Origin of the sequence: Conexibacter sp. S30A1, assembly GCF_023330665.1 — a bacterium.
Lineage (GTDB): Bacteria > Actinomycetota > Thermoleophilia > Solirubrobacterales > Solirubrobacteraceae > Palsa-465.
The window spans coordinates 1,092,231-1,116,595 of the sequence record NZ_CP097127.1 but is presented as its reverse complement, the minus strand read 5'-3'; the positions used below and the strand labels follow the sequence as shown (position 1 = coordinate 1,116,595).

Genomic DNA, 24,365 nt, shown 5'->3' with positions numbered 1-24,365 from the left:
GCCTTACCGGCGGTTAATCGCTAGCATGCAGCGCCCAGCCTTTGGGCAGCCACCGCCCAAACGGGATATGACCACTTTGTATCAAAACGCCCATTCGCACGAGCGGGTAACCGTGAGCGCGCTCCAATACCTCGACATCTACTTCCTTGTGCTTGGCGGCGCTGTGGCGCTGGTCCTCGGCGCGCCATCGCTCGGCGTGACGGTCGGCGGGGCCGGCTGGCTGCTGCAGCGCCTCGTCCAGATCACGGACCGGCGCTTCACACGCAGGCTGCGTGATCCGCGCACGCAGGTGGGCATCCATGTGACCGAGGCGTTTGGGAGAATCTGGCTGTTGGCAGCCGCGATCGTCGTGGCCGGCGTGGCCGGCCACCGGCAGGACGGCCTTGCCGCCGCGATCCTGATCTTCGCCGCCTACTCGGTAGGCTTCGCGGTCAGGATCGTCAGTGGTCCACCGCCGGAAAGGGAGTCAGAACACCGATGAGCGCAATCACCGCACCGGCACCAGCCGGCACGCCGAGGCCCGGCGAGGGCAGCGAGCGTAAGCCCGGCGCGAGCCGCGGCAAACGCGTCGCGCTCGCGCTCGGTGGGCTGTGGTTCGCGGGCATCGTCTTCTTCATCGGCGTGTTCGGCTTTAAGGCGCACAAGGCGCCTGCGGTCGCAAGCGGCGTGTTCACGCCGACCAACGAGTTCAAGCTCGACACCTGGTTCAGCGTCGGCCCTGTGAACTTCAACAAGGGCGTGCTCTACGTGATCCTCGCGGCTGCGATCACGCTCGGCCTGATGTTCTACGTCGCGCACCGGCTGAAGGAGCGCCCCGGACGGCTGCAGGCGGCGATCGAGATGTTCTACGGGCTGACCAGCGGCATGGCCCGCGAGAACCTCGACGAGAACCTCTCACGCAAGTATTTCCCGCTGATCGCGACGCTGTTTGTCTTCATCCTCGTCTCCAACCTGATCGGCTACATCCCGCTGCCCGTCGACTCGCTTGACAAGTTCACGCTCTTCGGCGCGCACCTGCCGTCGTTTCAGATCTACGCCGCGGACACCAACGTCGCCTTCCCGCTGATCCTGGCGCTGATGGTGTTCGTGCTGTTCAGCTGGGAGCGGCTCAAGGCCCACCACGGGCCGGTCGGCTTCCTCAAGAGCCTGATGCCCGCCGGCATCACCGGCCCGATCAAGCCACTGATCTTCGTGATCGAGGTGCTCTCCTACTTCCTGCGGCTGATCTCGCTCACGGTCCGGCTCTGGGCCAACCTGCTGGCCGGGCACATGCTGATCGCATTCATGGGTGGCGAGCTCGGCGTGCTCGTCGGCGACCCGTGGGTGCAGTGGCTGCTGTTCCCGTTCGGGATCGCCATCTACCTGTTCGAGGCGGTGCTGATCGCCGGCCTGCAGGCCTTCATCTTCTCCGTCCTTACCGCGATCTACCTCGGTGACGCGGTTACAAGCCATTAGCAATCAACAAGGAGCCAACCCGGAAATGCTGTTCCTCCACTTCCTGTCGATCTTCCACCCAGTGCTGGGTCAGATCGCCGATTACGCCCAGAACGCGGGCAAGTCGATCGGTCTCGGCGTCGGCGCCGGCGGTGGCGCGGCGGGCGCGGGTGCCGGCATCGGCAGCGTCTTCAACGCCTCCATCCAGGCCAAGACCCGTCAGCCGGAGCTGCGCCAGGACATTGAGCGCGACCAGTGGCTGGGGTTCGCGCTGACCGAGGCGTGCTTCTTCTACGGCCTCGTCGGCGGCTTCATCGCCTTCTTCCTCTAGACCGAAGCGACCGGAGCAAGATCACCAATGCCAGCAACTGCACACCTGCCGATCGCCTCCTCGGGTTCGTTCCTGATCACCCCCAACGTGGGGCTGATGGTCTGGGTGCTGGTCATCTTCCTGATCTGCCTGTGGGTTCTGCGCCGTTATGTGTTCCCGGTGATCGGGCAGACGCTCGACCGTCGCGCCCAGTCGATCGCGGGTGAGATCGACGCTGCGGAGAATCTGCGCCGGCAGGCTGACGAGGTGCTGGCCGAGTACCGCCAGCGGTTGGCCGAGGCCCGGTCCCAGGCCGACGAGATCGTCTCCCGCGCCCGCCAGGCCGGAGAGGCGCAACAGAAGGAGGCGATCGCCACCGCCCGCGCCGAGCGCGAGCGCCTGCTGGAGCAGACCCGCCGTGACGTGGAGGCCGAGACGCGCCGTGCGATCGACGCGATACGTCGCGAGGTCGCCGATCTGACGGTGCTCGCCACGGAGAAGGTCACCGGCAAGCTGCTGACCGACGCCGACCAGCGCCGACTGGTCGAGGAGGCGCTCGCTGACCTCGACTTCAGCGTGCTCACCGGAGGCGGGAACTAGCCTGGCGGCCCGCTGGCCGCCAGGCAGAGACGAGCCCAGCTCGCAAACCACGCAAGCCATGGAAGAGATCGCACAGGTATACGCCCGCGCGCTGTTCGAGGTCGGTGTCGATCAGGGCACGCTCGAACTGCTCGCGCAGCAGCTCGCGCAGTTCGCTCAGGCACTGCACGAGAACCGCGAGCTGGCCGTCTTCTTCTTCTCGCCGTACTTCACGGTGGCGGAGAAGAAGGACGGGCTGCACAGGGTCGTTGAGGGCGCCGATCCTGCCTTCATGAACTTTCTGGAGGCGCTCACCGAACGCCACCGCATGCCCGTGATCTTTCGGATCCGAACCACCTTCGAGGCCCTCTATGCTGCCCACAGTCAGCGGCTGCCGGTGCAGGTGACTAGCGCTGTGGCGCTCGATCCTGAGGTCATCGCCGACCTCGGCCGGCGGATTGGCCAGCAGACCGGTAACGAGATCGAGCTCTCGAGCACGGTCGATCCGGAGATCCTCGGCGGGATCGTTTTGCGGGTCGGAAACTTCATCATGGACGCGTCGATCCGGACGCGTCTGGAACAGCTTCGCAGAGAAGTCGCACAGGCCTAAAGGAGCCTTACGAACAAATGCAGATCAAGCCAGACGAGATCACCTCAATCCTCAAAAGCCGCATCGAGGGGCTGGACTCGAGCAGCGCGGACCTGGCCGAGGTCGGCACCGTGCTATCGGTGGCCGACGGCATCGCCCGCGTGCACGGCCTCGAGAACTGCATGTCGTTTGAGATGCTCGAGCTCCCCCACGGCGTGACCGCCCTGGCGCTGAACCTTGAATCCGACAACGTCGGCACGGTCATGTTCGGCGACTGGGAGAAGATCTCCGAGGGTGACACCGTGCGTCGCACCGGCCGCCTGCTCGAGATCCCGGTCGGTGACGGGCTGCTCGGCCGGATCGTCGACCCGCTCGGCAACCCGCTCGACGGCAAGGGCCCCATTCACAGCGATCAGACGCGCCCGATCGAGCACAAGGCGCCGGGCGTCGTTCAGCGCCAGCCGGTGAAGGAGCCGATGCAGACCGGGATCAAGGCGATCGATTCGATGATCCCGATCGGCCGCGGCCAGCGCGAGCTGATCATCGGTGACCGCCAGACCGGCAAGACCGCGATCGCCGTTGACACGATCATCAACAACCGCGACACGGGCGTGATCTCGATCTACGTCGCGATCGGCCAGCGCAAGGCGACGGTCGTGGCGCTCGCCAAGGCGCTGGAGGACGCCGGCGCGCTGGAGAACACGATTATCGTGATGGCCGCCGCCGATGAGTCGGCGCCGATCACATTCCTGGCGCCGTACGCCGGGTGTGCGATGGGGGAGTACTTCCTCTACAACGGCCGTCACGCGCTGACGATCTACGACGACCTGACCAAGCACGCCTACGCCTACCGGGAGATGTCGCTGCTCTTGCGCCGCCCGCCGGGCCGTGAGGCCTACCCGGGCGACGTCTTCTACCTGCACTCCAGGCTGCTCGAGCGCGCGGTCAAGCTCAACGACGAGCTTGGCGCCGGCTCGCTGACCTCGTTGCCGATCATCGAGACGCAGGCTGGCGACGTCTCCGCCTACATCCCGACGAACGTGATCTCGATCACCGACGGGCAGATCTTCCTCGAGCCGAAGCTCTTCAACTCGGGCGTGCGGCCGGCGATCAACGTCGGGATCAGCGTGTCACGGGTCGGTGGCAACGCCCAGATCGCACCGATGAAGAAGGTCGCCGGCCGGCTCAAGCTCGACCTCTCCCAGTACCGCGAGCTCGAGGCCTTCGCCCAGTTCGGCTCCGAGCTGGATGCCGACACGCAGCGCACACTGGCGCGTGGCGAGCGCCTGGTCAAGTCGCTCAACCAGGGTGAGCGCCAGCCGTTGGCGGTTGAGCTCCAGGTGGTGCAGATCTATGCCGCGACCAACGGCTACATCGACCGCATCCACGCCGACCGCGTCGAGCACTTCCTCGACGGTCTGGCCGGGGCCCTCAAGGCGACACACGCCGAGCTGCTCGAGAAGGTGAAGGGGGGCGACTGGTCGGATCAGACCGTTGCCGAGGTGGACGCGGCGGTCAAGCAGTACGCCGCCGACTTCGGCTACGACCTCGACGAAGAGGGCCAGCCGCTCGAGGAGAGCGCCCTCGTCTAGGCGCCCCGCCACCCCAGATCGACAACAACGCCATGCCCTCACAGCGAGACGTCCGCAACCGCATAGCCTCGGTCCAGAACATCCGCACGATCACGCGCGCGATGGAGATGGTCGCGGCGGCGCGCCTGCGTCGGGCCGAGCAGCGCATCGAGGCGCTGCGTCCATACGCGCATGCGCTGCGCCGGCTCACAAGGCAGGCGGCTGAGGCTGCCGGGGCGGTGCCGAGCCTTCCCATCCTCACCCCGCACGACTCGGTGCAGCGGGTCGCCCTGCTGCTCATCGCCGGAGACCGCGGGCTTGCCGGCGCGTTCAACTCGCAGATCGTGCGGGCTGGCGTGGCGGCCGGGCGTGAGCACGAAGCCGAGGGGATCCAGACGCTCTACTTTGCCGCCGGCCGTCGGCCGGCGTCGTCGCTGAGCTTTCGTGGGCTCGAGCCGGCCGCAGCCTTCACCGGCTTCTCCGATCGTCCCAGCTTCGTCGACGCCCGCCGCATCGCCGAGCGTCTGATGGCGGCGTATGTGGACGGCGAGGTTGATCGCGTCGATGTCTTCTACAACGGCTACATCTCGCCGATCACACAGGTCGTGCGCCGAGAGCGGATTTTGCCGGTGCATGAAGCGGCGGTGATCGCCGGTGTCGGCACCGAGCACGACACGCTGGAGGAGGCGCTCAGCGGCGAGCACAAGCCGGGCCCCAAGCCGCTGGTCGAGTACGAGCCTGACCCCGACGAGATCCTGGGGCGACTGGTGCCAGACTACGTGGAGGTGTCGATCTTCCGCGCGCTGCTGGAGTCCACCGCCTCCGAGCACGGTGCCCGGATGACGGCGATGCGCAACGCGTCAGAAAACGCCGCGGTCCTCATCGAGGACCTCACGCTGGAGATGAACCGTGCGCGGCAGGCGGCGATCACGCAGGAGATCATGGAGGTCGTCGCCGGTGCAGAGGGCCTGGGCTAGCGGCGCCATCGGGCAGGATTCACGCAACTTCTAACGCACCTGAGCAGACTGAAAACTGGAGAGAAATGGCAGTCACCACCGAACAGAACGTAGGGCGGATCGATTCGATTCAGGGGGTCGTCGTGGAGGCGACCTTCCCCGGCAAGCTGCCCGAGATCAACCACGCGATCACCGTGACACGGCCGGTCGCCGCGGCCGCCGAGGAGGACGTGGACATCTCCGCCCAGCAGGAGGAGGTGCTGGTGCTGGAGGTCCAGCAGCACCTCGGTGATGACCGCGTGCGCGCCGTCGCGATGGACACGACCGACGGTCTTTCCCGGGGCCTTGAGGTGCTCGACACCGGTGCGCCGATCAGAGTGCCGGTCGGCCGGGCGACGCTCGGGCGGATCTTCAACCTGCTCGGCGAACCGATCGACCTCGGCGCCGCGATCGACCCAGAGGTCGAGCGCTGGCCGATCCACCGCGAGGCGCCAACTGTCGTGGACCTCAGCCCGACCACCGAGATGTTCGAAACCGGCATCAAGGTCGTTGATCTGCTCGCGCCCTACGCGAAGGGCGGCAAGGTCGGCCTGTTCGGCGGCGCCGGCGTCGGCAAGACCGTGATCATCCAGGAGCTGATCCACAACCTCGCTCAGGAACACGGCGGCCTTTCGGCGTTCTGCGGCGTGGGCGAGCGCTCGCGTGAGGGCAACGACCTGTGGCTTGAGATGAAGGAGTCGGGCGTCATCGACAAGACGATGCTCGTCTTCGGGCAGATGAACGAGCCCCCGGGCGCACGCATGCGCGTGGCGCTCTCCGGCCTGACCATGGCGGAGTACTTCCGCGATGAGGAGGGCCAGGACGTGCTCCTGTTCATCGACAACATCTTCCGCTTCGTGCAGGCCGGCTCCGAGGTTTCGGCGCTGCTCGGACGCATGCCCTCGCAGGTCGGATACCAGCCGACGCTCGCCTCTGAGATGGGGGCTCTGCAGGAGCGCATCACCTCGACGCTCAAGGGCTCGGTCACCTCGGTCCAAGCGATCTACGTTCCGGCCGACGATCTCACCGACCCGGCGCCGGCATCGGCCTTCGCGCACCTCAACGCGACCACCACGCTCTCGCGCCAGATCGCTGAGAAGGGGATCTACCCGGCCGTTGACCCGCTGGACTCGACCTCCACGATCCTCAAGCCCGAGATCCTGGGCGAGGAGCACTTCAATGTCGCAAATGAGGTCAAGCAGGTGCTGCAGCGCTACAAGGAGCTGCAGGACATCATCGCGATCCTGGGTATCGACGAGCTCTCAGATGACGATCGCCTGACCGTCAACCGCGCCCGCAAGATCGAGCGGTTCCTCTCGCAGCCCTTCCACGTCGCCGAGCAGTTCACCGGGACCCCCGGTGTGTTCGTTCCCGTCGCGGAGTCGATCCGTGGTTTCAAGGAGATCCTCGAGGGCAAGCACGACGAGGTCGCGGAGCGGCACTTCTTCATGAAGGGCACGATCGACGAGGTGGTCGCGGCGGCCAAGGGCGAGAGCTAGGAGGAGCGGTGGCACACACACCCTTCCAGGTCGAGATCCTGACCCCCGAAGGGTCGGTGTTCGATGACAAGGTGGAGATGGTCTCCACCCGCACCACGGTTGGCGAGATCGGGATTCTCGCCAACCACACGCCGCTTTTGGCGATGCTCGAGCCGACCGAGCTGCGGCTCTACGTCGGCGAGGGCGAACCGCTGCGCTTCGCCCAGTCGGAGGGGTATCTGCAGGTCGGAGGCAACCACGCGATGCTGCTGGTGGCGGAGATTCACCGACCCGAAGAGCTCGACGCCGGTGCGCTGCGCGAACGGCTGAGCGAGCTGGACCGCGAGCTGGCAAGTGCCGAGCCCGACAGCGAGCGCCACCAACTGGCGTTGGGCGAGCAGCGCCGCACGCAGGCGTTCCTGCGCGTCGCCGAGCGGACGTCAGGGACGCGTTAGCCCAGGGACGCTTGATGCGCGTGAGCCCGCGCACCCGGCTGGGGGCTCTGTGGCGGGCGCTTTTGGCGCTGGTTATCGTCGTCATCTGTGCCGCGGCCGCCACCGCCACCGCCGGGCTCCTGGCGATCAACGACGCTGTCAGGATCATCAACGTCCAGAAACCGGTCAGGGTCAGGCACCTGGTGCTCCCGGCCCCAGGGGCGCCACAGACGCTGCTTTTGATCGGTGTCGATCACCGCTACGGCCAGGGCCAGAGCCCCGGCAACACCGACACGATGATGCTGGTGCGTGTGGACGACCGCTCGACCACGATCAACGCGCTGTCGATCCCGCGCGATCTGGCCGTGCAGGTGCCCGGCTACGGGGTCGAGAAGATCAACGCCGCCTACTCGGAGGGCGGGCCGTCGCTGCTGCTCGCGACGCTGCGCGCCGACGTCATCCCGAACCTTCAGGTAAATCACCTGCTGCTGGTCGACTTTGCGAGCTTCGCGAATCTGATCAACGCGATCGGCTGCGTCTACGCGCAGGTCGACCAGCGCTATTACAACCACAGCATCGGCCCGGCCGATCCCACCACCAACTACTCGAGCATCGACATCCAGCCCGGCTACCAGCGGATGTGCGGCGGTTCCGGTGCTGACCTTGGCGGCGCGAACACCGCGCTTGCGTTCGTGCGCTTCCGCCACAACGACACCGACTTTGTCCGGCAGGCCCGCCAGCAGGATTTCCTGCGCTGGGCCAAGCAGGGGTTCAATTCCAGCCGTCTGCTCAGCGACCGCACACAGCTGCTCACCGACTTTGCCAAGGACGTGCAATCAGACAGCCTGCTGCACTCCACCGACGGTCTGATCGAGCTCTTCGACCTGGCGATCAACGCCGACGGCAGCCGCCTGAAGTCGATCCCGTTTCCCTACACGGGGTATGCGACGATCAACGGTGAGGACGACGTCACCTTCAGCCAGGCGGCGGCACAGCAGGCCTACCGGGAGTTCATGACGCCGACCAGACCGCCGCGGGCCGGCTCGGGAGCGCCCTCGCCGCCCGGTCAAGCGGGCGCCCGGCCCCGTGGCCGCCGGCGCCGTGGCGCCGGTCCGGCGCCCGGCCCCTACCGCCCACCGTCCGGGATGGTCGCCGACATCGCTGCCGGGCGCCAGCAGGCCGCCGCCCTCGGTGCGGTCGGGCTGCCCGTCTACTACCCGAGGTACATACCCGCCGACTTCACCTACTGCCTGGCTGCAGCTGGCAACTGTGACATCGGCTACGAGCCGGCCTCGGCATATTCCCGCTCCTACCCGCGCCGCTACGAGATCGTGAGCCCGAGCGGCGTGCGCTACCGCTCCTACGTCATGACGCTGGTGCTCACCTCAGGCGGCGCCACCGACCTCGGCACCGGCGAATATGCCAACGTACAGGCGACCACGTGGCCCGGTGGCGGGCACGCGGCCGGGCCGCCGATCCTGCGCCAGCCGACCGCCGAGCGCACCGTGAACGGCAGGCTGCTGTACGAGTACTCGCAGGGCGGTTCGCTCGCGGTGGTCGCATGGAAGACCGCCCGCGCGGTGTACTGGATCGCCAACACCCTGCAGAACAACATCCCCAACGACCAGATGATCGCCATGGCCGCGTCGTTCGTGCGCGCGCCTTGACGCTGGCCCAGGCGCCGAGTCGCTAGTCTGTGGCGGCCTATGAGCAGCTTGCGCGAGCCGGTCGCGGTGATCGGCACAGGTTACGTCGGGCTGGTTAGCGCGGTCGGCTTCGCCGAGCTCGGCAACGACGTGTGGTGCGTCGATATCGACGCCGACAAGATCGCGATGCTCGAGCGCGGCGAGATGCCGATTTACGAGCCGGGCCTGGCCGAGGCGGTGGCCGCCAACCGCGAGCGCCTGCACTTCAGCACAGAGCTTCAGGTGGCGCTCGAGCACTGCAGGCTGCTGTTCATCGCCGTGGGCACGCCGCCGACCTACTCCGGCGATGCGGACCTCTCGTCGGTGAACGCCGTGGTCGCGGCGATGCCCAGCTCCGACCGGCATGCGATCGTGATGAAGTCGACTGTCCCGGTGGGCACCGGCCGCGCGATCCGGCGCGAGCTCGAGCGCAGCGGCAAGGCGGCGATGCAGTACGTCTCCTGCCCGGAGTTCCTCAAGGAGGGGGTTGCGCTCGATGACATCCGCCACCCCGATAGGGTCGTCGTGGGCGACGACGCAGGCGGCTGGGCCGGGGACGCTGTGGTGGCGCTCTACGCGCCGCTGCACGCGCCGCTGGTACGGACGGACATCGCCAGTGCCGAGATGATCAAACTCGCCGCCAACGCCTTCCTGGCCACCAAGATCTCGTTCATCAACGAGATCGCCAACGTCTGCGAGGAGACCGGCGCCGACGTGCTGGAGGTCGCACGCGGCATGGGCTTGGACCGCCGCATCGGCGAGCACTTCCTGCGCGCCGGGATCGGTTTCGGCGGCTCCTGCTTCCCCAAGGACGTATCGGCGCTGAAGCAGCTTGCCGGCAACTCCGGCTATCACTTCCAGCTGCTCAACGCGGTGATCGAGGTCAACGAGCTGCAGAAGCGCCGAGTGGTCGCCAAGCTGCAGAAGCACCTGGGATCGCTCGTGGGCCGACGAATAGCGTTGCTCGGCCTGGCGTTCAAGGCGCAGACCGACGATATGCGCGAGGCCGCTTCACTGGTGCTGGCCGCACGCCTGCAGGGCGAGGGTGCAGCCGTGCGGGCCTACGACCCGGTCGCCGGTGAGCAGGCGCGCGGGCTGATGGGCGGCGTCGAGCTGGCGTCCACCGCGCTTGAGGCGGTGAGCGGTGCCGACGCGATCGTGCTCGTGACCGAGTGGCCCGAGTTCGCGGCGCTGGACTGGTCCGCGGTCAAGGCGCGGGCAGCGGGAGATGTCCTGGTCGACGGGCGCAACTTTCTGGACGGTGAAAGTGTGCGGGCCGCCGGCTTCATCTACGAAGGGGTCGGCCGCTGAGCTCCGGCCGGCGGCGCGCGGAATGGAGGATTCACGGTGCAGGCGCTGATTTTGGCGGGCGGGCAGGCGACCCGGCTGCGGCCGCTCACCGCACGGGTGCCCAAGCTGGTCGTGCCCCTGGTCGGGCGGCCGTTCATCAGCTACATGCTCGAGTGGCTCTGCGCGCACGGCGTGGACGACGTGATCATGTCCTGCGGCTTTCTCGCCGACGGCGTGCGGGCCGTGCTGGGTGACGGCTCGCAGTACGGGGTGCGCCTGCGCTACGTGGAGGAGCCCGAGCCGCTTGGCACCGGCGGTGCGCTGAAGTACGCCGAGAACCTGCTCGACGAGCGCTTTCTCATGCTCAATGGCGATGGCCTGACCGACATCGACCTGAGCGCCCAGATCGCGCAGCACGAACGTACCGGCGCGCGCGCGACGCTGGGGCTGATCGCGGTCGAGGATCCCACCGCCTACGGCCTCGTGCGTTTGCGGGCCGACACGAGTGTGGCCGAGTTCCTCGAAAAGCCCGGCCTCGAGCAGGCGGTTGACACCAACCTCGTCAGCGCTGGCATCTATGTGCTGGAGCGCGAGGTGCTGGCGGGGATGCCGCCGGCCGGCAGCGTGATCTCGATCGAGCGCGAACTGTTCCCGACGCTCGTCGGCCGCGGCCTGCACGGTTACTGTGCGAGCGGCTACTGGTTGGACATCGGCACCCCGGAACGCTACCTGCGGGCGACCTTCGACATCATGGAGGGCAACGTCCAAACCGTTGTCGGCGAGCGCCTGGCGGCGGCCGGCATGCGGCTGGTCGAGGGTGCGCACGTGGCGGGTCGCATCGTCGGCCCGGTCGTACTCGGTGACGGCTGCGAGGTCGCCGCCGGGGCGATCGTCGGCGGCAGCGTTGTGCTGGGACGCGGTGTGAAGGTGGCGCGCGGGGCGCGCCTCGAGCGCTGCGTACTGTTGGACGGCGTCACTGTCGGTGAGCGCACCCGGGTCAGCGGTGCGATCATCAGCGCCGGTGTGTCGATCGGCGCCAACTGTCACATCGACGACGGTGTCATGGTCGGCGATGGCGTGAGGCTCGGCGCCGACAACACGCTGGCGGAGGGTGTGCGCATCTTCCCCGACGTGGCGTTGCCGGATGGGGCGATCAGGTTTTGACCGGCGTCCGCTCGCTTTCGCCGGACGCGGTCGCCGAGGTCGACGTCAGCGGCCAGTTCCGCGAGGTCCTGGCGCTGCCCGAACACCTGCGCGACGCGCTGTGGCGGGTGGAGTCAGCAAACCTGAAACCGCAGGACTCCCCCGGTGGGCTTGTGATCGCCGGCGTGGGGGGGATCGTGGCCGGGGGTGCGCTGGCCCGCGCGGCGCTCGGCGACGGTGCATCGCGCCCGATCGCGCTCGCACGCGACTACGCGCTGCCGTCCTGGACCACGCCCGACACGACGGTCCTGTGCGCCAGCTACTCGGGGGAGACGGAGGAGACGCTTGCGGCCTATGAGGCTGCGCAGGCGCTCGGTGCCCGTACGATCGTGATGACCACGGGCGGCAGGCTGGCCGCACAGGCCCGCGCCGCTAACGTGCCCGTGATCCCGCTCCCGGGCGGTTTTGAAGCACGTGCCACGGTCGGGTACTCGCTTGTCGTTGCGCTGGAGGTTGCGGCGCTATGCGGTGCCGGGGCGAGTATGCGGGCTGAGGTCGATGTCGCGGCCGAACACGCCGAACGCCTCGCCGCCGCGTGGGAGCCGGCGAGCAGGGAGGATTCGCTGCCAAAGACGCTGGCGCGCGGTCTGTACGGCACGATCCCGCAGATCGCTGGCGCATCGCTGACGGCGCCCGTCGCCTACCGTTGGAAGACGCAGATCAACGAGAACGCCAAGACCCCAGCGTTTTCGGCGACCCTGCCGGAGCTTGACCACAACGAGCTCGTGGGCTGGGAGGGGGCGGGCTCTCTGGGCCCCTTCAGCGCCGTGTTTTTGGACGACTCCGACCTGCACCCGCGGGTCAGGCAGCGGATCGAGCTCACGCGTGGCCTGATCGCGAGCCGCGGTGGGGCGACCTTCCGCGTCGAGTCGATCGGCGAGAATCGTCTGCAGCGCCTGGTCTCGCTGGTTTTGCTCGGGGACCTGGTCTCGCTCTACCTGGCGACGTTGCGCGGGGTCGATCCCCGTCCGGTCGCGGCGGCCGAGCTGCTGCGCAGCGCGCTCAGCAGCGGTTAGTCGCCGGCATGCCCTGCTGTCGCGCGGCGGCCAGCGGGTGGGCTATCGTATTGATCATCACAAGCACTCCCTTCTGAGGAAGAAAAGGAGGTCGGCCATGCGCATCCAGGTCAAGGGCCGGAATGTTCCCGTCTCGGAGGATCTGCGCGAGCATGTACAGCGCAGCTTCCGTGTGATCGAGCGGCAGGTGTCGGAGCTTGCCGAGCTCGAGGTCGAGGTGTTCCACGAGAACAACCCGTCAATCGCCGATTCTCAGGTCGCTGAAGCGACGCTCCATCTGAAGGGCGTGACGCTGCGTGCTCGCCACGCAAGCCGTGACCTTGCACATTCGATCAACGCCGTTGGTGATGAGCTCACGGTCCAGGTCAAGCGCCACCGCGAGAAGCGCCGCCGGCGGCGCGCGGACCGCGAGCTGGCATCGGCCGCGAATCCAGCCGGCATCGTCGCCACTGCGGCGGGCGAGAGCGCCTGAAGCTCTGGCTGTCGCTTACGCCGGGGGCGGCCTGCGTGGCCGCGCCCGGCGTTTGGCCGCCTGCGGGAGGTTACGGTTGTGCGAGACTGCCGGCCTGGCCGGCTCGGCGCTAGTACGCTAACGACATGTCATTCCTCGACCGTGCGCTTCGCATCGGCGAAGCAAAGAAGTTCAAGAGCTACGAGCAGCGCGTCGCCCAGATCGGAGCCTACGAGCCCGAGATGGAGGCTTCGACAGACGCGGAGCTGCGAGAGCTGGCCGATGAGTTGCGCACGCGTGCGCGTAACGGGGAAGAGCTCAGCGAGCTTCTGCCGGAGACCTTCGCGCTGGTTCGCGAGGTTTCACGGCGGACGCTTGGCATGCGCCACTTCGATGTGCAGCTGATCGGCGGGATGGTCCTGCACGACGGCGCCATCGCCGAGATGCGAACCGGCGAGGGCAAGACGCTGACGGCCACCAGCGCCGTGGTGCTGAACGCGCTGTCGGGCAGGGGCGTGCACGTGGTCACCGTCAACGACTACCTGGCCCGCCGTGACGCGCTGTGGATGAAGCCGATCTACGACGCGCTCGGTCTCAGCACCGGCATCCTGCAGACGATGCAGTCCTACGAGGAGAAGCAGAGCGCCTACGCCGCCGACATCACCTACGGGACCAACTCCGAGTTCGGCTTTGACTACCTGCGCGACAACATGGCTCGCACGCTTGAGGAGAAGGTGCAGCACGGCGGTCGTGAGGCCCCCGCGACGGGCTCCCGCTACCACCATTTTGCGATCGTGGACGAGGTCGACAACATCCTCATCGATGAGGCCCGCACGCCGCTGATCATCTCCGGCGCTCCCGAGCAGGCCGCCGACCTGTACGGGCTGTTTGCCAAGCTCGCCCCGCAGATGGTGCTCGGCAAGACGCCCGACGGGCTCTTGCCCATGGATCGCAAGAATTACGTCCCGGACTTCGACTACGAGGTTGACGAAAAGTACGAGACCGTGTCTGTAACCGAGCGCGGTGTGGCCAAGGCCGAGCGCTTCCTGGGCATCGACCATCTCTACCGCGCCGAGAACGGACATCTGATCAACCACCTGTATCAGGCTCTGAAGGCGCAGGCGCTGAAGAAGCGAGACGTCGACTATGCGGTGATCGACGACCAGGTTCAAATCATCGATGAGCACACCGGCCGCATCCTCGAGGGCCGACGCTGGTCCGAGGGCTTGCACCAGGCGGTTGAGGCCAAGGAGGGCGTGCGCGTGCAGGAGGAGAGCGACACGCTGGCTTCGGTCACGCTGCAGAACTACTTTCGCAAGTACGACAAGCTCGCCGGCATGACGGGCACGGCCGCGACCGAGGCGACCGAGTTCATGAAGATCTACAAGCTCGAGGTCGTTCAGATCCCGACCAACGCGCCGATGATTCGTGCTGACCGCAACGATCAGGTCTACAAGACCAAGGAGGGCAAGTGGCGGGCCGTGGTCAAGGAGATCGAGGCGCGCCACAGCAAGGGTCAGCCGGTGCTTGTCGGCACGATCTCGGTCGAGGTCTCGGAGCTGCTATCGGCACGGCTCAAGCAGCGCAACATCCCCCACACGGTGCTCAACGCCAAGCCCGAATACGCCGAGCGCGAGGGTGAGATCGTCGCCGAAGCCGGCGCTCCAGGCGCCGTGACGATCGCCACCAACATGGCTGGCCGTGGCGTGGACATCAAGCTCGGCGGCAATCCTGAGCATCTCGCCGAACTGGAGCTGCGCAAGCTCGGGCTCGAGCCCGATGCGCCCGATTACGAGGAACACCGCCAGACCGTGTTGCCGACGCTCGAGCGCCGCGTCGGGGCCGCGCGCGAAGAGGTGATGGCCGCCGGCGGGCTTTTCATCCTCGGCACCGAGCGGCACGAGTCGCGCCGGATCGACAACCAGCTGCGAGGCCGTTCAGGGCGCCAGGGAGATCCCGGCGAGACGCGCTTCTATCTGTCCGCTGAGGACGACCTCGTCCGCCTCTTCGCCGGTGACCGCATCTACCGGATCCTCGACCGTCTCGGCTCCTACGACGAGGAGGGCAATGAAGAGCCGATCGAGGCGGGCATGCTCTCCAAGCAGATCGAGAAGGCGCAGAAGAAGGTGGAAGAGCAGTACTTCCTGATGCGCAAGACCACGCTTGAGTACGACGACGTCCTCAACCAGCAGCGCGAGGTGATCTACGCCTACCGTGACGGCATCCTCGAGGGACGCGACATGGGTGAGATCGCTCGCCAGGAGATCGCCAGCCTGCTCGAGCGTCTGGTGGGCGAATACACCGCCAGCGATTACATCGAGGACTGGGATGTGCCCGGGTTGCTGAAGCGCGTGGCCGAGATCTTCCAGCCCAGCGACGAGCTGCTCTCGCTCGACCCGGACCGAGTCGACCGCGACGACCTGGTCGCGCGGCTGCAGGAGGAGGCGCTCGAGCTCTACGACCGCCGCGAACAGGAGCTCGGCATGCTTGGCGACGCGGTGCTGATGCGCGAGCTCGAACGCTATCTGCTGCTTGACATCATCGACCAGCGCTGGCGCGAGCACCTGCACGACCTTGAGTATCTGCGCGAGGGGATCGGCCTGCGTGGACTGGCCCAGCTCGATCCGCTGGTCGCCTACAAGAACGAGGCCTTCACGCTGTTTGAAGACCTGATGAAGACGATCTGGTACGACTTCGCGCGCAACCTGTACCACGTCGAGGTGACCATCCAGGACATGCCGACGCCTGAGCAGATGCCATCGCCGCTCAAGCCAAGCGCGCCCAGCTCCTCGTCAAGCACCTCAACGGCAGGTGGCAGCGTGCGCTACAACGGCGGCGGCGTGCCGATGGGTGCGCAGGCGCTGGCGGCCGCTGCCACGGGCGCCGGAGCGGTGGCGGAGTCGGCCGTGCCCGGCGTCCTGCCGGCGCCGGTGGCCGCTGCACCGGTGGTCGCCCAGCGCCATGCCGACGCAAACGAGCCGGGCCGCAACGATCCCTGCTGGTGCGGATCGGGCAAGAAGTACAAGCGCTGCCACGGCGCCTGAGCCACCGCTCGGGCAACGCGCGCATCAGCCTTCTGTGCCGGTCGCGCGACTGCTTCAGATGTCGAGCCGGTCAAAGAGCGGCCCCGGAAGCGCCCGGATGATCGCCATGATCACCCGCCAGCGCGGTGGCGCGTAGATCACCGGCTGCTTGCGGGCCACACCCGCCACGATCGTGCGCGCAACATCGTCGGGGGCGGCGAGCCGGCCGCGTGTGCCTGCCCCACGTGTCATCGGCGTGTCCGTCGGGCCGGGTTTGACCAACGAGACGCTGACGCCGGTGCCGACCGCGGCGTGAGCGAGCCCGGCCGCGAACGTGGCAAGCAGTGATTTCGCCGCGCCGTAGGCGTAGTTGGATCGCCGGCCGCGATCCCCGGCGACCGAGCCGAGCAGCACGATCCGGCCAGCGCCTTCCTCGCGCAGCGCGTTGAAGAGCAGCTGCGCGCATAGCGCCGGCCAGACGCCGTTGACCTCCAGCGCCTCGGTGAGCGCACTGGCGGTGGCGCTCACCACAGCCTGCTCAGGCAGCGAACCGAAGGCCACCAGCGCGATGTCGGGGCGACCGTGCTCCAGCGCCCCGGCGACCGTCGCAGCGACCTCCTCGCTGTCTCGAAAGGCACCGACGTGGATGCTCGCTTCGGTACCGTCACAGCCCCTGGTCACGAGGTCCTCGGAGATCGCGCGAAGCGTGTCCTCGCGGCGGCCGACGAGCACGAAGTGTGTCGGCTCCTCCGTACACCAGCGACGCATGCAAGCCTCCGCGATCGCCGAGCTCGCGCCGATCACCGTTATCTGTCTCATGTCAGCCCGAGCCTGGTCGACTGCAGCGTCGAGAACTTGCCGGTGGCGCCGTGGCGGGCCCTGATCTCCTCGAACTCCTGCCAGCGGGGGTAGCAGGCACGGAACGTCTCGGGGCTCATGCGGGCGTCCTTGCTCAGGTAGATACGTCCGCCGCAATCGAGCACCAGGCGGTCAAGCCGCTCACAGAGTTCAAGGGCGGCGGCGGTTGCGGGCATGTCGACGGCGAGCGTGTAGCCACGCAGGGGAAACGAGAGGAGGTTTGAGTTGGCTTCCCCGAACGCCTTGAGCACAGCCAGCGGTGCCGGCACCGGTGCCTGCGAGATCAGCGCAAGCGCCCGTCTCAGCGGATCGGCCCCGGCCTGCGCAGGTGTCACGAACTGGTACTGCAAAAACCCGCGCTTGCCGTAGAGCAGGTTCCAGTTGGCGATCGCGTCAAGCGGATGGAAGAAGCTTGTGTAGGACACCAGAGCGGTCCGCTCGACGGCGCGCTGTCGGCCGTGGTAGAGCGTGTTGAAGGCGCTCACCACCGGCCGGGCGAGGGTTCCGGACGGGGGTACAAACGGTATCGCCACGGGGCGCCTGACGTTGACAGCGGGATCGTGGCCGCCATCGGTGTCGTGTTCGCCGAGCAACAGCAGCGAGCGCCCGAGCGACCGGCCGCGGGCCTGGCAGTCGATCCAGGCGGCGGAGTAGGTCCAGTTTGCGTTTGTCTCGATCGCGGCCACGGTTGCGTCGATACCTGGGAGCTTGAGCGACCGCTGCAGGATGCGACCGGACCGGACCGGGATCAGCTGGAGCGCCACCGACAGGATTACGCCTGTGAGCCCCATGCCACCCGCGGTGGCATGGAACAGCTCCGGAAGGGACTCGCGACTAACGCGGACGACCTCACCGTCGCCCAGCAAAAGCTCAAACCACAGCACGTGGTCTGAGAAGGAGCCGGCCGCATGGTGGTTCTTACCGTGCACGTCCGAGGCCAGCGCGCCGCCGACTGTCACAAACCGTGTTCCGGGCGTGACGGCCGGCAGCCAGCCACGCGGCGCGAACACGCGCAGCAGATCCTCGATCGTCGCCCCGGCGTCGACCACGGCCACACCGGAGTCACGATCGAAGCTGCGCATGCGCGTGTGGTGGGCCATGTCGAGCACGCGCGTACCAAGCGAGCTGTCGCCATAGCTGCGCCCGGCTCCGCGCACGCTGACCGCACCCAGCCCGACAAGGCCGCGGATCCCGTCAAGGGTCGTTGCCTCGGTGAGCTCGGCCTCGACCTGCGGCCAGCGGCCCCAGCCGCTGAGAGCGACGCTACGCGGGCTCAACGCTCAACCGAAGAACTTGGCGGCCACGAACGCGGCCACGGTGATCAACACGACCACATAGCTGATGCGGTCGCGGGTCGCAAACAGCAGCGGGTCCTCGTCGATCTCGCCGCGATCAGCCAGCAGCCAGAGGCGTGAGGACCAGTACAACAGGACTGGCACGACCGCCCAGAGGATGCTGGGCGTGTCGTAGAGCCTGGATGTCGCCGGATCATGCACGTACAGCGCAAGCACCACGACGGCGGCGTAAGAGGCCGTCACGCCGAGTGACTTGAGGGTGGTCAGGTCGCGCACCTCGTAACCGCGGCCCCGCAGGGGCCCGCCCGTCTCGACCGCACGCGTCAGCTCGCTGACGCGCTTGACCAGCGCGAGGCTGGTGAATATCGACATCGAGAACGTCAACAGCCAGATCGAGACCGGTACGTCGATCGCGGCGGCGCCAGCGATGATCCGAACCGTGTACAGCCCCGCCAGGACGATCACGTCCAGGATCGGCTGGCGTTTGGCGCCGAAGGTGTAAAAGAGCGTTCCGGCGTAGTAGGAGAGCAGCCACAGGCAGGCACTGAGCGGCAGTGTCAGAGCCGCGAGCGCGCCACCTGCCGCCGCCAGCAGCGGCCACAGGACCCAGGCGCTGAGCGTGCTCAGTTGTCCGGAGGCAAGCGGACGCAGATGCTTTGTCGCGTGCCCGCGGTCGGCGGGCAGGTCGGCGAGGTCGTTGAGCACATAGACGCTCGAGGACACCAGGCAGAAGGCGACCAGCATCTCAAGCGCGTGCAGCACCAGCGTCGGGTGCTCGAGCTTTTGGGCGGTGAACAGCGCGACGAGCACGAGCAGGTTCTTAAGCCACTGGTGTGGGCGCAGCTCACGCACCATCGCGGCTGGGTTCAGACGCCGGCGTCGGCTCTGCGCCAGCTGCGCATCCGCGCTGCGGCGCTCCTGTGAGACGATCCCGTCGAAGCAGCCCAGGTGTGCCGCAACGGCTGCCGCCCACGGTGTCGTGCGGCGCGCCTGAAGCAGGATGAACGCGCCGCGCTCCCGCTCCGCTCGCACATGTGCGAGCGTCTGCTGGTCGTAGGGCAGGGTGCTCACGTCGATCTCCACGTGCGCGGCGACCGCCGCCGCCGTGGCGGCCGGGGAACGGCCATGCCGTGCGAGTGCCCACAGTGCGGCGCGCGGGCGCGAGAGCATCAGGGCGCTCAGCGCCTCATGCGTGAGGTTGGTCTTGAGCAGGCCGCGGTCGAGGTCAACCAACAGCGTGCGACTCACAGCCGCATCACCCGTCTGCGCCGTGCCGACGGGGCCACTCAACGCCGTCGCCTCGCGCGGGCTGCACGGTCCCGGCGCAGCTTCACGGCGCCCACAGCCAAGACCACGATCGCCAAGGCTCCCGTTACGGCCAGCCCGGGCGAGATGATCAGCACCAGAAGAGCGATTGTGACCGAGAGGGCAATCTCAATCGCATTGCGGTTCAGCTCGATCATCCTCAAAGGTCAAATTCGCACGAGTCGCCGGCAGCGCCACCGACAGTGAGCATCGACCTGAGTATGCATTGCTGGCCGGGTCCCGTCGGCTGAGAAGCTTCTAATCTGGCCTTTAATCTACACCACGCCGTCCAAAGGGAGACTGCGGGACCGATGTTCCAGTTCGATGATCGCGTGACCGTTTCGCGCGGCGGCCGGGTGATGACCCGGCGCGCCGTGAGCCGTCGTCCCCGTGCCGGACGCGTGGTGCGCCTCACGGCGACACTGTCGCTGCTGGTCGCCTTCATCAGCCTGTTCGCCTCCGTGTTCCTGCAGGGGGGCAACGTCCCGCTCTCGGTGCGGGCTGTCGAGTGGCTGCGAGCCAACGGCGCGCGCGGGCTCGTCATGCAGGTCGAGGACTGGTATTACACGCTCACGGCCCCCGCCAAGGGCGGCAAGATCAAGGCGCTGCCGCATCAGGCCGGAACCACACTCGCTGAGAAGTCCAGCGCGGCCGCGAAGGCGGCGCACGCGCTGGCGGCCGCCAACGCGATCCCGGCCCCGATCAAGCCGGTGATCAAGCCGGCGCTGCCAGGTGAGGGCCAGTGGCACCAGCCGTTTCACGAACGTGGCCTGAAGTACCCGCCGGTGCTGATCACCAGCTACCGCAGCAACCCCGCCTACCCGCAGATCGTCGCAGGCGTCGCGTGGATCAACACGCACGAGACCAAGATCCAGTACTACCCCGGCGTCCAGGAGCCGAGCGTCAACCTCCCTTCGCGCGGCCCGGAGATGGTCCCGACCTCCTTGCGGTACAAGCTTCTGGCGACGTTCAACAGCGGCTTTAAGCTGGTCGACTCCGGCGGTGGTGTGGTCGTGGGTGGTCATACCTATGCGCCGATGAAGAACGGCCTGTCGGCGTTCGTCGGCTATCGCAACGGCACGGTCAACATCATCGACTGGAAGAGCGGGGCGGTTGCCGGCCACAACGTGGTCTACGCCCGTCAGAACCTGCCGCTGATCGTCAACAACGGGCGCCCGAACCCGAACCTGAGCGACGGGCCGCAGTGGGGCGCCACGGTCGGCAACGCGATCATGGTTTGGCGCTCCGCCGCAGGCATCACCCGCAATGGTGATCTCATCTACGCGGCCGGGGACTATCAGACCGTCGCCTCGCTGGCCCAGATCATGATCCACGCGGGCGCGGTGCGGGCGATGCAGCTTGACATCAACGCCGAGTGGCCGAGCTTCATCACCTACACCGGGCCGAACGCGGCCGGGCCGGCGAACCTGCTGCCGGGGATGTGGCAGTCGCCGCAGCGCTACCTGGTGCCCGACAACCGTGACTTCTACGCCGTCTACCTGAAGCCGTCGGACCTGGCGCCGCCCAAGCGCCGGAGCAGCTCCCGGACCGCCGGCTGACGAGCGACAGGGGGTTGCGGGTTCGGGGGGGGGGGGGGGGGGGGGGGGTCCCTCGTAGCTCACGGGCGTGATGGCGGCCGATGCGGCCCGCACACGGTCTGACGTGCGCGGGCTGCTGTTCGACCTGCCGGAGCTTCCCGCCGACGAGCTTGCCGAGCGCGGCGAACCTGGCGCCGCCGGCCTACTGCTTGACGTAGCGCACGCGCTGGGGCTCGATCACGTATTTGCGCCGCCGCTCGCCGTCTGACAGATACGGATAGTCGCGGCCGATGTACTTGTGCGCGAGCGCGTGGATGTGCTCGAGCGCGCCCTCATCGGTGCCCTTGGCAAGCCCCCGGACCTCTGCGAAGTGATACGGGTCCTGCCGGTCGATCACAAGCAGCGTGATGCGTGGGTCGCGGTCCAGGTTGGTGGGCCACTGCCGGCCGACGGCGCTGTTGACGGCCAGCACACCTTCGACGAAGTCCACCCACACGACGGTCGAGAGAATCGAACCATCGGGGTTGACTGTGCTCACAACGGCGTGGTTGGGCGCCGCCAGCAACTCACGCACGCCCTCATCGTTGATATCGGTCATTGTCATGACTCTAGGACCCCGCGGTGCGTGTTGCCGGCGCGGCGCGCACGGCGACTGCTCGGCCCTGCAGGCCGGCTGCTACGGTTGCGCTCGCATGCCCAACACCGCCGCAGATTCGCTCCCCCAGCGTCTGAGTGCCGTCCGTGAGCAGCTCGAGCTGCTCACGGGCTATCTTTGACCCCGCGTCACTGAGCGAGCGCGTTGCCGCGCTCGAGGCGGAGATGAGCCAGACGGGCTTCTGGGACAACCAGGAGCATGCCGCCAAGGTCAGCGCTGAGCACGCACGGACGGCCCGTCGGCTTGACAGCTTCCGGACGCTCGAACGTGACGTGGAGGACCTCACGACGCTCGCCGAGATGGCGGACGAGGATCCCACGCTGGCCGACGAGCTGGCCGACCAGGTCGCCTCGGTCGAGGATCGGCTCGCCGCGCTCGAGGAGCAGCGCCTGTTCTCGGGACGCTACGACGCCGGGGACGCGTTCGTCACCGTCAACGCCGGTGCCGGCGGCACTGACGCGCAGGACTGGGCCGAGATGGTGTTGCGCATGGAGATGCGCTGGGCTGAGAAACGCGGGTTCCAGGTGGAGCTGCTCGAGGCCTCGCCGGGCGAGGAGGCGGGCATCAAGTCGGCCACGTTCCTGGTCAGGGGCGAGAACGCCTACGGGCTCTACGCCAGCGAAAAGGGCGTCCACAGGCTGGTGCGGATCAGCCCGTTTGACTCCGCCAGCCGTCGCCAGACCAGCTTCGCCGGGGTTGAGGTCTCACCGGTGGTGGACGACGTGGGGGAGATCGAGATCGACGAGGACGATCTGCAGGTGGACACCTACCGCGCCAGCGGCGCCGGCGGTCAGCACGTCAACAAGACCGACTCGGCGGTCCGCATCACGCACCGTCCAACGGGGATCGTCGTGCAGTGCCAAAACGAGCGCTCGCAGTCATCCAATCGCGCGGAGGCGATGGCCATGCTGCGCTCCAAGCTGGCCGAGCGCGCCGAGCGCGAGCGCCAGGAGGAGATCGCGCGGGAGAAGGGCGCGGCACAGGATGTCAACTTCGGCTCGCAGATCCGCTCCTATGTTCTGCACCCCTACACCCTGGTCAAGGATCACCGCACCAACCACGAGATGGGCGATGTCAACCGCGTGCTGGACGGTGACCTCGACGGCTTCGTCCGCGCCTACCTGCTGCGCGCCGCCAATGACAGCTGAGCGCAACGCCGCGAGCACCCCCAGTCACTCCGAGCAGCCGACGGCACCTTACCTTGAGGCCGTTGCGGCCTACGGTCTGCGAGGATCGACCCGTTTTCATGTGCCCGGCCATAAGGGCGGTGGCGGCGCCGACCCGGGCCTGCGCAGCGCGCTCGGCCACGCGGCGCTGCTGCTCGATGTTCCCCAGGACATCGACGGGATCGACATCGGGCCGTCGCCCACGCCCTATGAGCGCGCCGAGCGGCTGGCCGCAGACGCCTACGGGGCAAGCCGCTGCTGGTTTTTGACCAACGGCGCCAGCCAGGGCAACCACGCTCTGTGCCTGGCCCTGGCCGGTGATGGCCGCCACGTGCTGGTGCAGCGCAACTCGCACGCCAGCGTGATCGACGGGCTGGTGCTGGCCGGCGGCCTCCCGCGCTTCGTGGCGCCCGAGTACGACCCCGAGCTGGGGATGGCGCATGGGGTCACGCCGCAGGCGCTCGAGCAGGCGCTCGCGCAGGGCGAGCCCTGCACGGCCGCCTTCATCGTCTCGCCCACCTACTACGGCATGGCCGCTGACATCGCCGGCTGCGCGGAGGTCGCCCACCGCGCTGGCGTGCCGCTTGTCGTCGACAGCGCCTGGGGCGCGCACTTCGGCTTTCACGCGTCGCTGCCGGCCTCGCCGCTTGAGCTTGGCGCCGACGTGATGCTCGCCTCCACACACAAGATCGTCGGCAGCCTGACGCAGTCGGCGATGCTGCTTGTGGGGCACACAGAGCGGGTCGACATCGGCGCCATCTCTCGGGCGGTGCGCCTGGTCCGCTCAACCAGCCCGAGCGCCCTGCTGATGGCCTCGCTCGACGCCGCCAGGCGACAGCTGGCCGTGCATGGCGAGCTGCTGCTCGACCGCACGATCCGCGCCGCCGCCCGGGCGCGCGAGGCGATCGAGCGGATTCCGGGCTGCGCGATCGTCGGCGAGCAGCTGGTCGGGCGCCCCGGAATCGCGGGCTGGGACCCGTTGCGGATCGTGATCGACGTGCGCGGCACCGGGCTGCTCGGCTATCAGGTGGCCGCCGCGCTGCGCGCCTCCTACGACATTCACCTGGAGCTGGCCACGCACGCCACGGTCGTGCTGGTGCTCGGGATCGGTCAGCCGGTCGAGCCGCTGGACCGCGTCGCGCACGACCTGGCCGAGAGCCTCAAGCGCATCGCCCCGGCTGCCGGTCTCGCTGGACCGCCAGCCGGGCACAGCGTTCTCTCCGAGCCACCGACCTCACCCGGCTCGGAGCCGGCGATCGCGCCGCGGGCGGCGTTCCTCGGCGCCAGCGAGGCGGTGCCGGTGCAGGCCGCGGTGGGCCGGATCTCCACGGAGTCGATCGCCGGCTACCCGCCCGGCGTGCCGACGCTTTTGCCCGGCGAGCTGGTCACCGCGGAGGTGGTCGACTATCTGCGCGCGCTCGTCGCCGCGGGGGCCCGGTTGCACGGCGCCGCGGACCCGAGCTTCCGCACGCTGCGCGTGCTGGCGTAGG

At 67.8% G+C, this 24,365-nt stretch carries 23 protein-coding genes; 18 read left to right on the top strand and 5 right to left on the bottom strand.

Annotation, left to right across the window (positions count from 1 at the left end):
- Positions 1-112 precede the first annotated feature (112 nt).
- The 15 genes from M3M54_RS05580 to secA all read left to right on the top strand — a co-directional run bounded on the left by M3M54_RS05580 (position 113) and on the right by secA (position 16,079).
- Positions 113-481, top strand: coding sequence for a hypothetical protein (locus tag M3M54_RS05580; protein ID WP_249021194.1), 369 nt, complete (start codon positions 113-115; stop codon positions 479-481).
- A complete protein-coding gene (atpB, locus tag M3M54_RS05575; protein WP_249021193.1) occupies positions 478-1,455 on the top strand; it encodes a F0F1 ATP synthase subunit A in 978 nt (325 codons plus the stop codon). The genes M3M54_RS05580 and atpB overlap by 4 nt, the downstream gene beginning before the upstream one ends.
- Before the next feature lie 25 nt (positions 1,456-1,480).
- A complete protein-coding gene (locus tag M3M54_RS05570) occupies positions 1,481-1,765 on the top strand; it encodes an ATP synthase F0 subunit C (RefSeq protein WP_249021192.1) in 285 nt (94 codons plus the stop codon).
- Between the two features lie 27 nt (positions 1,766-1,792).
- Entirely contained in the window at positions 1,793-2,344 is a 552-nt protein-coding gene (gene atpF, locus M3M54_RS05565; protein ID WP_249021191.1) for a F0F1 ATP synthase subunit B, read from the top strand.
- 58 nt (positions 2,345-2,402) lie between these two features.
- On the top strand, positions 2,403-2,933 hold the full coding sequence (atpH, locus tag M3M54_RS05560; RefSeq protein WP_249021190.1) for an ATP synthase F1 subunit delta: 531 nt from the start codon (positions 2,403-2,405) through the stop codon (positions 2,931-2,933).
- Positions 2,934-2,950: 17 nt separating this feature from the next.
- Entirely contained in the window at positions 2,951-4,504 is a 1,554-nt protein-coding gene (gene atpA, locus M3M54_RS05555) for a F0F1 ATP synthase subunit alpha (protein ID WP_249021189.1), read from the top strand.
- Positions 4,505-4,536: 32 nt separating this feature from the next.
- On the top strand, positions 4,537-5,460 hold the full coding sequence (gene atpG / locus M3M54_RS05550) for an ATP synthase F1 subunit gamma (RefSeq protein WP_249021188.1): 924 nt from the start codon (positions 4,537-4,539) through the stop codon (positions 5,458-5,460).
- Between the two features lie 65 nt (positions 5,461-5,525).
- Positions 5,526-6,977 carry a F0F1 ATP synthase subunit beta gene (atpD, locus tag M3M54_RS05545; RefSeq protein ID WP_249021187.1) on the top strand — a complete coding sequence of 484 codons (1,452 nt, stop codon included), beginning with the start codon at positions 5,526-5,528 and terminating at the stop codon, positions 6,975-6,977.
- Between the two features lie 8 nt (positions 6,978-6,985).
- Positions 6,986-7,411: an ATP synthase F1 subunit epsilon gene (atpC, locus tag M3M54_RS05540; protein WP_249021186.1), complete on the top strand. Its 426-nt coding sequence runs from the start codon at positions 6,986-6,988 to the stop codon at positions 7,409-7,411.
- A 20-nt stretch (positions 7,412-7,431) separates the two neighbouring features.
- Positions 7,432-9,057, top strand: a complete 1,626-nt coding sequence (locus M3M54_RS05535) for an LCP family protein (protein ID WP_249021185.1) — start codon at positions 7,432-7,434, stop codon at positions 9,055-9,057.
- Positions 9,058-9,096: 39 nt separating this feature from the next.
- A complete protein-coding gene (locus M3M54_RS05530) occupies positions 9,097-10,386 on the top strand; it encodes a UDP-glucose/GDP-mannose dehydrogenase family protein (protein WP_249021184.1) in 1,290 nt (429 codons plus the stop codon).
- Between the two features lie 36 nt (positions 10,387-10,422).
- Positions 10,423-11,529, top strand: a complete 1,107-nt coding sequence (locus M3M54_RS05525; protein ID WP_249021183.1) for a sugar phosphate nucleotidyltransferase — start codon at positions 10,423-10,425, stop codon at positions 11,527-11,529.
- On the top strand, positions 11,526-12,584 hold the full coding sequence (locus M3M54_RS05520) for a bifunctional phosphoglucose/phosphomannose isomerase (protein WP_249021182.1): 1,059 nt from the start codon (positions 11,526-11,528) through the stop codon (positions 12,582-12,584). The genes M3M54_RS05525 and M3M54_RS05520 overlap by 4 nt, the downstream gene beginning before the upstream one ends.
- 97 nt (positions 12,585-12,681) lie before the next feature.
- Positions 12,682-13,056 (top strand): ribosome hibernation-promoting factor, HPF/YfiA family, encoded by a 375-nt coding sequence (gene hpf / locus M3M54_RS05515; protein ID WP_249021181.1) that lies wholly within the window; start codon positions 12,682-12,684, stop codon positions 13,054-13,056.
- Positions 13,057-13,181: 125 nt separating this feature from the next.
- Positions 13,182-16,079, top strand: a complete 2,898-nt coding sequence (gene secA, locus M3M54_RS05510; RefSeq protein ID WP_249021180.1) for a preprotein translocase subunit SecA — start codon at positions 13,182-13,184, stop codon at positions 16,077-16,079.
- Positions 16,080-16,133: 54 nt separating this feature from the next.
- Here the strand turns inward: secA and M3M54_RS05505 are convergent, their stop codons facing one another.
- From M3M54_RS05505 to M3M54_RS05490, 4 genes are read right to left on the bottom strand one after another with little or no spacing between them, the layout of a single operon-like run.
- Complete coding sequence (locus M3M54_RS05505; RefSeq protein ID WP_249021179.1) at positions 16,134-16,877, bottom strand: SDR family NAD(P)-dependent oxidoreductase; 744 nt, start codon at positions 16,875-16,877, stop codon at positions 16,134-16,136.
- On the bottom strand, positions 16,874-18,193 hold the full coding sequence (locus M3M54_RS05500) for an FAD-binding oxidoreductase (RefSeq protein ID WP_249021178.1): 1,320 nt from the start codon (positions 18,191-18,193) through the stop codon (positions 16,874-16,876). Before M3M54_RS05500 ends, M3M54_RS05505 begins: the two co-directional genes overlap by 4 nt.
- Positions 18,194-18,196: 3 nt before the next feature.
- Positions 18,197-19,501, bottom strand: coding sequence for a UbiA family prenyltransferase (locus tag M3M54_RS05495; protein WP_249021177.1), 1,305 nt, complete (start codon positions 19,499-19,501; stop codon positions 18,197-18,199).
- On the bottom strand, positions 19,498-19,674 hold the full coding sequence (locus M3M54_RS05490) for a hypothetical protein (protein WP_249021176.1): 177 nt from the start codon (positions 19,672-19,674) through the stop codon (positions 19,498-19,500). Before M3M54_RS05490 ends, M3M54_RS05495 begins: the two co-directional genes overlap by 4 nt.
- A gap of 153 nt (positions 19,675-19,827) precedes the next feature.
- On the opposite strand from M3M54_RS05490, the gene M3M54_RS05485 reads away from it, so the two are divergent.
- Entirely contained in the window at positions 19,828-21,075 is a 1,248-nt protein-coding gene (locus M3M54_RS05485) for a phosphodiester glycosidase family protein (protein ID WP_249021175.1), read from the top strand.
- A gap of 181 nt (positions 21,076-21,256) precedes the next feature.
- On the opposite strand, the gene M3M54_RS05480 is transcribed toward M3M54_RS05485, so the two are convergent.
- A complete protein-coding gene (locus M3M54_RS05480; protein WP_249021174.1) occupies positions 21,257-21,652 on the bottom strand; it encodes a TIGR03618 family F420-dependent PPOX class oxidoreductase in 396 nt (131 codons plus the stop codon).
- A gap of 94 nt (positions 21,653-21,746) precedes the next feature.
- Between M3M54_RS05480 and prfB the strand changes: the two genes are divergently transcribed.
- Positions 21,747-22,857, top strand: a protein-coding gene (gene prfB / locus M3M54_RS05475; protein ID WP_371878621.1) for a peptide chain release factor 2 whose coding sequence is annotated in 2 segments (ribosomal slippage) — positions 21,747-21,815 and positions 21,817-22,857 — 1,110 coding nt in all. Because the reading frame shifts where the segments join, the coding sequence is not laid out codon by codon here.
- Positions 22,847-24,364 carry an aminotransferase class I/II-fold pyridoxal phosphate-dependent enzyme gene (locus tag M3M54_RS05470; protein ID WP_249021172.1) on the top strand — a complete coding sequence of 506 codons (1,518 nt, stop codon included), beginning with the start codon at positions 22,847-22,849 and terminating at the stop codon, positions 24,362-24,364. Before prfB ends, M3M54_RS05470 begins: the two co-directional genes overlap by 11 nt.
- The last annotated feature ends 1 nt before the right edge of the window (position 24,365 follow it).

Coding starts and splice junctions, on each gene's coding strand:
- M3M54_RS05530 (WP_249021184.1), top strand. CDS start 9,097: ATGAGCAGCTTGCGCGAGCCGGTCGCGGTGATCGGCACAGGTTACGTC.
- atpH (WP_249021190.1), top strand. CDS start 2,403: ATGGAAGAGATCGCACAGGTATACGCCCGCGCGCTGTTCGAGGTCGGT.
- M3M54_RS05485 (WP_249021175.1), top strand. CDS start 19,828: ATGTTCCAGTTCGATGATCGCGTGACCGTTTCGCGCGGCGGCCGGGTG.
- M3M54_RS05570 (WP_249021192.1), top strand. CDS start 1,481: ATGCTGTTCCTCCACTTCCTGTCGATCTTCCACCCAGTGCTGGGTCAG.
- atpD (WP_249021187.1), top strand. CDS start 5,526: ATGGCAGTCACCACCGAACAGAACGTAGGGCGGATCGATTCGATTCAG.
- hpf (WP_249021181.1), top strand. CDS start 12,682: ATGCGCATCCAGGTCAAGGGCCGGAATGTTCCCGTCTCGGAGGATCTG.
- atpF (WP_249021191.1), top strand. CDS start 1,793: ATGCCAGCAACTGCACACCTGCCGATCGCCTCCTCGGGTTCGTTCCTG.
- atpG (WP_249021188.1), top strand. CDS start 4,537: ATGCCCTCACAGCGAGACGTCCGCAACCGCATAGCCTCGGTCCAGAAC.
- M3M54_RS05470 (WP_249021172.1), top strand. CDS start 22,847: ATGACAGCTGAGCGCAACGCCGCGAGCACCCCCAGTCACTCCGAGCAG.
- atpB (WP_249021193.1), top strand. CDS start 478: ATGAGCGCAATCACCGCACCGGCACCAGCCGGCACGCCGAGGCCCGGC.
- M3M54_RS05490 (WP_249021176.1), bottom strand. CDS start 19,674: ATGATCGAGCTGAACCGCAATGCGATTGAGATTGCCCTCTCGGTCACA.
- M3M54_RS05505 (WP_249021179.1), bottom strand. CDS start 16,877: ATGAGACAGATAACGGTGATCGGCGCGAGCTCGGCGATCGCGGAGGCT.
- secA (WP_249021180.1), top strand. CDS start 13,182: ATGTCATTCCTCGACCGTGCGCTTCGCATCGGCGAAGCAAAGAAGTTC.
- atpA (WP_249021189.1), top strand. CDS start 2,951: ATGCAGATCAAGCCAGACGAGATCACCTCAATCCTCAAAAGCCGCATC.
- M3M54_RS05480 (WP_249021174.1), bottom strand. CDS start 21,652: ATGACCGATATCAACGATGAGGGCGTGCGTGAGTTGCTGGCGGCGCCC.